Origin of the sequence: Nitratiruptor sp. YY09-18, assembly GCF_016593235.1 — a bacterium.
GTDB lineage: Bacteria > Campylobacterota > Campylobacteria > Campylobacterales > Nitratiruptoraceae > Nitratiruptor.
In genome coordinates this window covers 568893-580241 of record NZ_AP023065.1, presented here as the reverse complement: position 1 = coordinate 580241, position 11349 = coordinate 568893, and the positions used below count along the sequence as shown (strand labels likewise).

Annotated in this window: 11 protein-coding genes; all 11 read right to left on the bottom strand. The window is 40.0% G+C overall.

The window, feature by feature from the left end:
- Positions 1–16: 16 nt before the first annotated feature.
- Positions 17–1720, bottom strand: a complete 1704-nt coding sequence (locus JG734_RS03265) for an ABC transporter ATP-binding protein (protein WP_201333599.1) — start codon at positions 1718–1720, stop codon at positions 17–19.
- Positions 1717–3894, bottom strand: a complete 2178-nt coding sequence (locus tag JG734_RS03260; protein WP_201333598.1) for an endonuclease MutS2 — start codon at positions 3892–3894, stop codon at positions 1717–1719. The genes JG734_RS03265 and JG734_RS03260 overlap by 4 nt, the downstream gene beginning before the upstream one ends.
- On the bottom strand, positions 3894–4256 hold the full coding sequence (locus tag JG734_RS03255) for a hypothetical protein (protein WP_201333597.1): 363 nt from the start codon (positions 4254–4256) through the stop codon (positions 3894–3896). The genes JG734_RS03260 and JG734_RS03255 overlap by 1 nt, the downstream gene beginning before the upstream one ends.
- A gap of 2 nt (positions 4257–4258) precedes the next feature.
- Positions 4259–5569, bottom strand: coding sequence for a UDP-N-acetylmuramate--L-alanine ligase (gene murC, locus JG734_RS03250; RefSeq protein ID WP_201333596.1), 1311 nt, complete (start codon positions 5567–5569; stop codon positions 4259–4261).
- Positions 5569–6126: a hypothetical protein gene (locus JG734_RS03245; RefSeq protein WP_201333595.1), complete on the bottom strand. Its 558-nt coding sequence runs from the start codon at positions 6124–6126 to the stop codon at positions 5569–5571. The genes murC and JG734_RS03245 overlap by 1 nt, the downstream gene beginning before the upstream one ends.
- A complete protein-coding gene (locus JG734_RS03240) occupies positions 6126–7250 on the bottom strand; it encodes a succinyldiaminopimelate transaminase (RefSeq protein ID WP_201333594.1) in 1125 nt (374 codons plus the stop codon). Before JG734_RS03240 ends, JG734_RS03245 begins: the two co-directional genes overlap by 1 nt.
- A complete protein-coding gene (locus JG734_RS03235) occupies positions 7240–7920 on the bottom strand; it encodes a ThiF family adenylyltransferase (protein WP_201333593.1) in 681 nt (226 codons plus the stop codon). Before JG734_RS03235 ends, JG734_RS03240 begins: the two co-directional genes overlap by 11 nt.
- Entirely contained in the window at positions 7917–8717 is an 801-nt protein-coding gene (locus JG734_RS03230) for a carbon-nitrogen hydrolase family protein (RefSeq protein ID WP_201333592.1), read from the bottom strand. The genes JG734_RS03235 and JG734_RS03230 overlap by 4 nt, the downstream gene beginning before the upstream one ends.
- Positions 8714–8896: an exodeoxyribonuclease VII small subunit gene (gene xseB, locus JG734_RS03225; RefSeq protein ID WP_201333591.1), complete on the bottom strand. Its 183-nt coding sequence runs from the start codon at positions 8894–8896 to the stop codon at positions 8714–8716. The genes JG734_RS03230 and xseB overlap by 4 nt, the downstream gene beginning before the upstream one ends.
- Positions 8893–10002 (bottom strand): homoserine O-acetyltransferase, encoded by a 1110-nt coding sequence (locus JG734_RS03220; RefSeq protein ID WP_201333590.1) that lies wholly within the window; start codon positions 10000–10002, stop codon positions 8893–8895. Before JG734_RS03220 ends, xseB begins: the two co-directional genes overlap by 4 nt.
- Positions 10003–10086: 84 nt before the next feature.
- Positions 10087–11346 (bottom strand): O-acetylhomoserine aminocarboxypropyltransferase/cysteine synthase family protein, encoded by a 1260-nt coding sequence (locus JG734_RS03215; RefSeq protein WP_201333589.1) that lies wholly within the window; start codon positions 11344–11346, stop codon positions 10087–10089.
- Between the last annotated feature and the right edge of the window lie 3 nt (positions 11347–11349).

Below are 11349 nucleotides of genomic sequence, written 5' to 3'. Positions count from 1 at the left end.
CTTTATTCTTTATGCATTATTCAATATTAACTTTACCATCATTGATTTCAATTATTCTATTACAACTAGTAAGAGTACTTATACGATGCGCTACTATTATCATAGTTTTATCACTTCCAATTTTATAAATCTCCTCCATGATCTTGGCTTCTGTCTCACTGTCCAAAGCACTTGTAGCTTCATCCAAGACCAAAACTTCCGGATCATTATACAGTGCTCTTGCAATGGCTACTCTTTGTTTTTGCCCACCACTGAGCTTGATACCATTTTCTCCAACTTTTGTATAAATACCATCATGGTGTCTTTCTAAAAAATCTAAGAGTCTTGCTTTTTTCAATGCCCGCTCTACCCTCTCCTCATCAATCTCTTCGCCAAATGCTACATTTTGTGCAATTGTCCCATCAAAGAGGTAGATTTGTTGTGGAATATAGCCAATTTTTTTGCGCCAACTCTTGAGATTTTTCTCATTGACCTCCACTCCATCGACAGATATTTTCCCTCTTTGAGGTCTATAGAGACCTATTATTATATCAACAAGTGTTGATTTGCCACTCCCACTCTCTCCGACAATTCCAAGCTTTTCACCTTTTCTGATTGTGAGATCGATTCCTTTTAAAATGGGCTTATCTTCTTTATACCCAAACCAAATATCTTCTAATTTTATCTCCTTTTGAAACGCTATCTCTTCATCACCAAGCTCTTCTGGCTCATAAATGAGCTCATTGTGAATGATTTTGAGTGATTGGAGATAAAAGAGGATCTCATTGTATGCACTAAAGATCCTATTGACACTTGGCATAAGACGATAAAGCCCCAAAACAAACATCATAAGAATTGGCAAAACTGCTTTGATATCTGTTTGGTATTTGAGCACGAGGTAGATAACAATAAGAGCAATGAGCGTAAATCCCACCATCTCCAAAAAGAGCCGAGGGAATTGAGCAAGTGTAGCATTGAGGATATTTGATCGTGCAAAACCGTAACTAGCCTCTTTAAACTGCTCTACTACATCTTTATCAATGCCTTTGAGTTTAATTATTTTAAAATTACCAAAAGCTGAAGCCATAACCTCATAGAAACGCTGCTGAAAAGCAGCTCTTTTTTCTCCTGCTTTTTTGATTTTAGGTGAGATCATCTTTTTGAGTAGGAGTAGATTTATTCCCAAAAAGAGTGTCAAAAGAAGAGTCATTTTCCAATTCACCCACAAAAGCATTGCGTAGATAAAAATGACTACGAATATTTCACTCATCATAAAAAGCAGACCAGAGATAAGCTTTACAAGGTGTGTTGCTTCATTGACAATAACTTTTGTCATATGGGCACTATTTTTTTCAATAAAATCTTGGTACTTTAGTCCCATATAGTTTTCAAAAAGCCTATATGCTAATAGATGGTAGCGTCCTTCAGAAAATCTAGCCAACAAGTAGAAGTAGAGTAAGTTTATGAGACTTCTTGCTATATAAAAAAATACTAAGAAAACTCCAAAAGCCACAACAAACTCTAAAGGATTGGAAAAACCAAAAAAGTTATAGATTGCATGGAGATAATGATTATGCTCTATTTGCGTAAAATCACTAGCAGCCGAGATAAAAGGCATAATGATACCTACACCAATTGTCTCAATCAAAGAGACAAAGACTGAGAATAGCAATAAAAAAAAGAGAACCTGTTTATCTCTTGGAGTTAGAAGACTATTGAGTTTACCTATGATCTCTCTCATAGCTCCACAACCGTAGCGCCCATACCTCCCATATTTGCAGGAGCATCATGAAAACTTTTGACTCTTGGGTGCTCTTTTAAAAGCTCTCTCACTGCACGAGCAAGTTTTCCGGTCCCTACTCCATGAAAAATCAGCACTTCATCAAATCCAGCCATGAGAGCATCGCTCAAAAATTTATCGGTCTTCTCTAATGCCTCTTCTACTCGAAGCCCATGCAGATCAAGTTTGACGGAGAGTTTGGAGGGAGGAGAAACTTTCACTTTTGATTTCTCTTTTTTCTTCACTATTTTTGTCGGTTTCAAATCGGCTAGAGGTACGCGCAGTTTCATCCCCTCAGCCTCAATTGTTGCCTCTTTGCCACGTATTCCTAAGATCACACCTTTTGTCTTTTTATATTTAACCTCATCGCCAACTTTGAGTTCTTTTGGCTCAGGCTTTTGTATCTTCGCATTTTTTACTTTGCGCGCAGCTTGTGTGAGGTGACGATGTGCCTCTTTGGTCTCTTTTGCTTTGATGGCAGCTTTTGCCTCATCGATAGCCTCTTTATAGAGTGCTTGGAGTTTTGCCTTTTCAGCTTGGAGCCTCTCATAGAATGCACTGCGCTCCTCATCAAGCAAAATGCGATTTTTTTGCAACAGATCTAGCTCTTTTTGCAGCTCTGCATTTTTGCGCCTAAGTTCACGCTCTAGCTCACTTCCTCGCTCTATAAGCTCACTGAGTTTTGCTTGATCTTCTCCATACTCTTCTACTGCTCTAGCTACTATTCTTTGAGGTATTCCATAGCGTTTTGCCGTCTCAAATGCATAGCTTTTGCCAATAATCCCTTGCAAAAACTCATATGTTGGCACACCCTTCTCTTCATCATACATTGCAGCCAAAAGTTCCACATCTTCATGCGCTGCCATAAGGGAAGCAAGACGCTTATGGTGGGTAGTGATAGCTATTTTGATATCTTTTTTCATAAGCTCTTCCAAAATCACCTTGAAAAGTGTGGCAGCCTCGTCACTATCAGTTCCCAGCTCTATCTCATCGACTCCAACAAGTGCATCATTTTTTTGAAAAAGCCTGCTAAAAGCAAGCATCCTTCCAGCAAATGTAGAGATATCATTTTTGACATTTTGTGGATCTTCAATAATGGGAATTATCTCTTTGAATCTTCCTATATGACTTTTTGGATCACACTGCATAGGTATGAGATATTTTGCCAAAAATGCAGCTGAGAGGATGGATTTGAGAAGCATTGTTTTCCCACCTGCATTGACACCTGTAATGATTAAGATCTTTTTACTAAAATCGATACTTACAGGCTTTGGATTTTCAATAGCTGGATGGGCAAAGTTTTTGAGAACTATTTTATGATCATTTTTAGGCAAAATGAGAGCAAGATCTTTTGCCTTTGCAAAGTTGATGCGGGCTTGGTAGTGATCGAATCTATCAAACTGCCTATTGATAAACTCTAAAAATTTGAGCCATTTTGTAAAAATAGAGCTGATACGCTTTTGTATCTCATAGTGAATCTCTTCGATTTGGCTGAGAAGATCAGCCTCTTTATCTTTTAAGTTACTAAGATCTCGTGGCACTACATAAAAAAACCCGGCGCTACTGCGTCCAACAACTGTAGCTTTGAGCACATGATTAAATCCTCCTCTAACTAGCAGTGCCTCTTCACCGTTGATGTAGTGAATCTGGCGATCCACAAGATAGCTTTGGAGTTTTTTGGTATTGAGGAGGCCTTGGAGCTTTTGGCGAATCTGCTCTTTTGTATGACTCAGTGCATTCTCAAGGGCTAAAAGCCTCTCATCTACTTGGCTGCGGATTTTTCCCTCTTCATCAAAATAACCTTCAATCTGGCGAATCTCATCTGGTATTTCAATGCTGCTGATCCACTCTCCCACTTTTCCTTCAAATTCTATTGAGTGAAGATAAAGAAAGTAGCGAATAATCTTTATAAAACTAAAAATCTCTTCTATGCTTAATACACCCTGTTTGCGCAGATGCTGCAGTGCAGTATCCAGTGCATCTACTTGGGGAGGAGTATTGAAGTTATAGTTTCTTAGCTCTTGAATATATGCGTAGTGTAGATTGATATCCCCTTCAATAGCCAAAGGTTTAGGTCTAGCAAAAAAGGAGCGAAAAGCATTTAAAAAATCAACAAGATCGAGTTTTTCTTCCACTACTCTCCTTTACATCTATCAATACTTACTACAAGACCCTCATATGGTGTACCCTCTTTCCCCATAAAGACGAGAGTTCCGCTCACAAAATTAAAATTTTGCTTCTTTACTCTCACCTCTTTTCCAAAAGGGTTTTTACACATCAATTCTTTGCCATGGATAAATTCATAATAGATCTTATCACGGTAAATTCGTTTTTGATCTTGCCAATAGGTATAGAGAAAAATAGCAAGCCAGCCAAGAAAGAGACCAGCAAGAATAAAATATTTGATACGCGAAGTAAATGAGGTAAAGAAGTAGACTACAGCTCCAATAATCGCAAATACTACGAGCAAAAAGAGTAAAAAATAGAAAAACGCCATACCTAGCTTATACCTCGTAGCTGATAGGTGATATCCCCTGCACCAAAGCCGATCACAAGACCCTTTTTGATTGCATGGAGTTTTTGGTTGTTCTTGAGCAAAACCACCTCGCCGTTGTCTTTTTGCAAGCGGTCTGCAAAGAGTGGCTTATGGTGAGCAAAATGTTTGGCAAAGTCGATATCTACTGGCTCTTCACCCGCAGCCCATACAGGGAGAATGACAAGATTTGCATTTGGCAAGAAGCAACGTACAAACCCTTCGAGGTTATCAAGAACGCGTGAGTATTTGTGAGGCTGCCACACTATTGTGATATCTTCAATACCTTTGAGACGTGCAAACTCTTTGAGTGAAGCGAGTGTGGCTTCAATCTCTGTAGGATGATGCGCATAGTCATCTATAATAATAAGATCATCTCGTTTTTCTACAATATCAAAACGTTTCTTGATCCCGCGATAGTTTTTGAGATTTCGGCGTATCTCATCTAGACCAAGTTCTCGCATAGCTGCAAGGATAGCCAAACTAGCATCCAAGGCGATATGGCGTCCAAATCCCCACACTTCAAACTCACCAAAATCTCTCAACTCAAAGCGGATATATGGCTCATCATCTTTGAGGAAATATTCTAAATTTTTGATATCTTCACTTGGGTTTAACGCAATCATCTCCATATTCAATGAGCCAAGAAAAGGATCTTCAGCATTGATTATGCGTACTTTTGCTTGTTCTAAAAATTTTGCATAGGTATCATAAAAAAGATCAAGATTGTGATTGTAAAACTCCATATGTTCTGGCTCAGCATTGGTAACAATTGCGCAGTAGGGATTGGAGTTGAGAAAACTCGCATCACTCTCATCAGCCTCAAAAACTACAGTCTGGCTATTGCTAAAGTGCACATTCGATCCAAAATCTTTGCTCTCTGCTCCGATGATAGCATTTGCATCTTTTAAAATTGAAGCAAGTATTGCACTTGTTGTACTCTTGCCATGCGCTCCAGCAACTGCATAAACCTTTTTGCCTCCTAAGATGAGAGGGAGTGCCTCTCTTCTGCTAAGAGTCTTGATTCCAGCCTTTTTTGCAGCTTGGAGTTCTGGGTTGTGCGGTTTGATTGCTGCACTGTAAATCACGAGGTCTATATCGCTACTGATATTGCTTGCTTGCTGGGGTACAAATACCTCTATTTCCTCTTCTTGGAGTTTTCGTAGTAGTGGTGTCCACTTGATATCAGACCCACTTACCTCATACCCCTCATGTTTCATAAATCGCGCTAATCCACTCAGGCCTATGCCTCCAATACCTATAAAATGTACTCTCATTACGCCAACTTTTTTACTTTTTTGAGTTCTTGATCTATAAGATCTTTACTTTTTTGCATAAACTCTTTCGCATTATCGGTAAATTTGTCCAAAAAGATACTCTCTTCACTCATCTCCTCTTTTTTAACAAACTTTTGGATAAAATCATCTAGCTCCATTTTTTGTGCTGTTGCTGCCATAGGTAAGAGCATAGCCTCTTGGAAATCTTCAGGAACCAAAACACTCAAAATCAAAAATAGCTCACTTGCTCCTTTAAAATCTCGTTGATCCCATCGCTCTATCGCATGCTCATAAATTGCACGTGCGATGTAGAGATCCTCATCTTTTGCAAAATCAAACTTCTGCGCATCTGCTAGCATCTGTGCGAGACGATCAAATGCAACTTCTAAGATATTTTGATAGAGTGTATCAATCTCTTCATCCTCAAGATCGAGAGCTAGCATAGTATCAAGCACATCATACATTTTGACAATATTTTTATATTTGAGTGCTTCGCTTTTTTCTTTTTGTAAATTATCCAAAAACTCTTTATCATTTTTGAGTTTTTCTAGATCCATCATCTCTCCTCTTGTGCTCTTTTTATGCGCATTAGTGCTTCTTTGGTTTTATTTTCATCATAGACAAGGGCTATACGTACATATCCGCTCCCAACTCCTTGGCGCCCCAGAAAACTACCTGGCAATACTTTGATATTGTATCTGGTATACAGCATCTTTGTAAAAGCTAAATCATCTCCGACCTCGAGCCAAAGATAGAAGGTGGCTTTTGGAATATCTACACCCAATATTTCTCTGGCTATTTTAAAATTTTTGCGGTATCTATCACGATTCTCTCGCACATGCTCCTCATCTCTCCATGCAGCAGCGGCGGCATACTGCAAAGGCAGAGGCGAAGCGCACCCTACATATGTGCGATAGCGTCTATACTCCTCTAAGATCTTTCTATCTCCGGCGATAAAACCACTCCGAAGCCCTGGAGCACTGCTCCGTTTTGAAAGAGAGTTGACAACCAAAATATTTTTAAACTTCTCATTTCCTACAACTTTGCTTGCCTCTAGAAGTGAAGGTGGCGGAGTGTCTACATAGATCTCACTATAGCACTCATCATTGATAAGGACAAAATCATACTCCAAAGCAGCCTTCACCCACTCTTGGAGTTCACGCATATCCATCACTGCAGCTGTTGGGTTATTTGGTGAGTTGATAATCACAAGATCTGCGTCTTTTAAACTCTCATCGACTATAGGTTTGAAACCATTCTCTTCAGAGAGATGAAGATATTTTATCTTGGCTCTACTAGCAATTGCTGCACCCTCATAGATCTGATAAAAAGGGTTGGTAAAAGCCATTGTTGGCGATTTTTTATCAAAAAGCAAAAACTGCGGAAAATTAAACAACACTTCTCTTGTTCCAAAACTAAGAACAAGTTCACTATCATCTAGCTCGATTCCAAAGCGCCTTGATACAAAAGCTTTAATAGCATCATGCAATATCTCTTCACCAGCAGTTTTAGGGTATTTGTTTAATAGCTCACTTCGTTTACATAGCTCATCTTGGATAAATTTTGGCGTTGCAAATTGTGGCTCTCCGATTGTAAGACTCAAAGGCATATATTCACTATTTGGGCTCAAGCCATCTAAAAGTGCAGCAAGTTTTTCAAAAGGGTACTTCTCAAACTGCATCGCTATCCTTTGGCATCCCAAACTTATCTAAACAAAACTCTCCCTCACTGTCAAAATAGAGAAAATAGAGCTGATCCTTTTTGATAGGCAAGTCTGCTAGATAGCGCAGAGCTAGATTTGCTTCGAAACTCGCAACAAGCATCACAATGGGTGCAGCAATGCCTCCGGGTTGGCGGTCAGTTACTTTGAAGGCTTTGAAACTTGCTTTATCCATAAAGCAGACCTGTCCACGAAACTCCTCAACGCTTGCATAGATCCAAGGCGTTTTGGTTTTCTTAGCATATGCATCGATTTTTGCACGAGTAGGAAGATTATCTGTTGCATCTAATATGAGATCGACTTTGATATCTCTTTTGCTAAAGGCATCGAAATCTTCACAAAAGGCCTCTACTTCTACATAAGGGCATCTACTCTCAATAACGCATCTATTTACTTGGGCTTTAGCTTTGCCTTCATCTTTGAGACCAAATGTCACCTGTCTATGGATATTGTGCACACTCACCTCATCAAAATCGACTAAATATATCTTCCCTATTCCACTCGATCCCAGAGCCAAAGCGAGTGAGCTTCCAAGCCCACCACATCCAATAATCGCTACTGATTTTTCCTGGAGCTTCTCTTGTGTATCCTCTCCCCACAGCTTTATCTGCCTTGCAAAATACTCTTTCATAGCATACCCCTACGCTTCAATGCTTGTCGAAATTTCCAGCTCTTCTTTGCCTCTTTGACTATATCCTTGTCAATTGCAGTGATGATGAGCTCCTCTGTACTGCCAAGCTCAATAGTCACATTGCCATTTGGATCTACAACAAAACTATCTCCATAAAATTTCCAAATATTACCATCTTTATCTGTATGCTCACCAATGCGGTTGATACGCAAAACATATGCATTGTTACAAAAAGCACGTGAGCTAAGCACCGCTCTCCAACGCTCATGTGAAGCAAAAGTCGCAGCAGTAGGTACTAACACAGCATCAACATCTTTTTTTAAAAACTCTTGCCAAAAGAAATCAAAATGTATCTCAAATCCAGCCAATACCCCTATCTTGTATCTATCAATGCGCAACACTGGTGCAGGTTGCAAAGGAGCGATCTCATTATCAAAAAACCGCTCTTCATTCCAGTGAGGATAGTTGATAAGAATTTGTTGATTATAGTATTGCACTCGCTCTTTTTTGACAATCGCGATGCTTTTATAGATTTTATCTTTTATAATGCGTACAATTGGAGCAACGATAATAGTGTCGTATTTGCTAGAGAGCTCTCGCAGTGCTTCAAGCTGTGCACTGCTTTGCTGCTTTACCATTCCTCGTGGCATATTAACTAGCTCTAAAAAAAAGTGGTTGAGAGCATACTCAGGCAATACAAAGAGACGTACACCTTTGCTTTGGGAGAGTTTAAGATAGTAGTCGAGTCTATTGAGACCAAGAGCCAGTGAAGCGGTCTGCAATAGTGCTACATTCATTGCTCTTTTCCTATCTTCTCAATCTGCGCTTTTGCCTCTTCGAGCATCTTTTGTGCCTCTTTGAGTTGCTTCATCCCCTCCTTATAAAGTTCCACACTCTTTGCTAATGGAATATCCTGTTTCATAAGTTCATCTAAAATCTCTTTCGCTTTTTTTATCTTACTCTCAAAATCATTCATCTCTTTCCTTCCACAATCGCATTGATATAGTCACTAAATTTATCCACTTCTACTAAAAAAGCGTCATGACCATAGTCACTTGGTACTTCATAGTATTCGCTTAGCTCCCCTTTGCCGATACTCTCCATCGCTTCATCAATCTCTCTCATCTCTTCAGGCAAAAAGAGCAGATCCTTTTCAAATCCTATCAAAAAGAGTTTTGATTTTATGCGCTCAAGCGCCTCTTGGAGTGAATCGTAGCCGTTTGAAAGATCAAAGAGATTTATCGCCTTTGTAATGTAGAGATAGCTCAAGGGATCGAACCATTTACTAAAATTGTAGCCATTGTATTCTAAATAGCGCTCTACTTGAAATCTTCCAAATAGCTCGTAGATTCCCTCGTTTGGCACATAATCTCTTCCAAATTTTCTATCCATAGAGTAGTGGCTCAAAAAACTAATATGTCCGGCCATTCTCCCGATAGCAAGACCTGTTAAGCCTTTTTCTTTAATCTCTTGTGGATCGTAGTTTCCATTTTTAAAATCAGGATCTTTTATAATTGCCTCTTTTGCAATCTCATTGAATGCGATCACCCAAGGCCTTGTTGCATGGGTTGCTGCCAAAGAGATGATATGTTTGGCAAAACCTGGAAAGTCTACACCAAAGCGGAGCGCCTGCATACCACCCATACTTCCGCCAATAACTGCATGGACTCTGTCAATACCAAGCTTTGCAAAGAGGATACGCTGGGCTTTGACCATATCTTTGATCGTGATGACGGGAAATTTGAATCTATAAGGCTCATCACTTGGATACATTTTGCTCATAGGGCCAGTAGAGCCAAAGCAGCTTCCGATCGTATTGGTACAGATGACAAACCATTCGCGTGTATCGATCGCCTTGCCATCACCTATGAGCGCATCCCACCATCCAGACTTTCTGTCCCCCTCATAGCGCCCAGCCGCATGGTGTGAACCACTCAAAGCATGGCATACCACAATGACATTGCTTTTGTCTTCATTGAGTTCGCCATAAGTTTCATAAGCTATTTCATAAGGTTCGAGTATACGTCCGCTTTCAAGATAGAGAGGATTGGTAAATTTTGCTCGTTTTGTCCTAATTTTCAATGAGTAACCTCTTGTGACATTTTCGCTTTATTATACTCAAATGGCTCTTATGAAATATATAAACAGTGCTAAATTTTTAATCTCTTAGCTCATCGCCTGCTCAAGATCAGCGATGAGATCTTCAACGGCTTCTAAACCAATGCTTAGGCGTATAAGCCCTTCGCTCACACCTGCAAGCTCTAGCTCTTCGGCACTCAACTGCTGATGGGTTGTTGATGCTGGATGTGTGATGATTGATTTACTATCACCGATATTTACAACGCGGCTAAAAATTTTGACGCTATCTGCAATCTTTTTTGCCTCTTCAAAGCTATCAACCTCAAAACTCAAAAGCCCACTTGCTCCACCTTTGAGATATTTTTTTGCATTTTTATAGTTTTTATCCCCCTCAAGAAGTGGATAGTTGACTTTTTTTACTTTTGGATGTGATGCGAGCCATTTGGCAATTGCTAGGGCACTTTGGCTATGCTGCTTTATACGCAAACTCAAATGCTCCAATCCTTGGATAAAAAGCCAACTATTAAATGGACTTGGAGCTGCTCCCATATCACGCAAGAGGCTCAAACGTGCGCGCAAGATAAATGGCGGAAATGGTGTCTCGTTGTATATAAGCCCATGATAGCTTGCATCTGGTTCGTTAAAGTGAGGATAGCGACTCTTATCAAGAAGCTTCTCTTTCGCACTTCTACCCTCTACGATAATGCCACCCAACGCTAGACCTTGACCTGTTGTATATTTACTTGTACTGTGCACCACCACATCGACGCCAAGTTCAAGAGGGCTACATAGCATTGGTGTTGCAACAGTATTGTCTACTATCGTGATGATTCCATATTTATTTGCTATAGCAACAATTGCTTCAAAATCTGGCACATCGATGCTTGGATTGGTGATAGATTCAAAGAAGATGAGCTTTGTCTTTTCATCTAGGAGATCTTCAAGCTGCTCAGGCTTATGCACATCAAACATGCGTGCTTCGATACCGAGACGCTTAAGGGTATGGGTAAAGAGCGTAACTGTACCTCCATAGAGCTGATTGGCTGCGACGATATTGTCACCTGCTTCGCATAGATTGAGTACACTATAGGTAATCGCAGCCATACCACTAGCAGTTGCAAGTGCTGCCTCTCCACCTTCCAATGCGGCAAAACGCTTCTCAAATACATCTGTTGTAGGGTTCCCAATGCGGGTGTAAATATTTCCTAGCTCTTTGAGAGCAAAGAGGTTTGCAGCATGTTCAGCACTATCAAATGCATATGCTGTGGACATATAGATGGGTACCGCCATCGTCTTTTGCTCATCTTTTGTGTAGCCAGCATGCAAAGCCAAGGTCTCTTTTTTCATCTT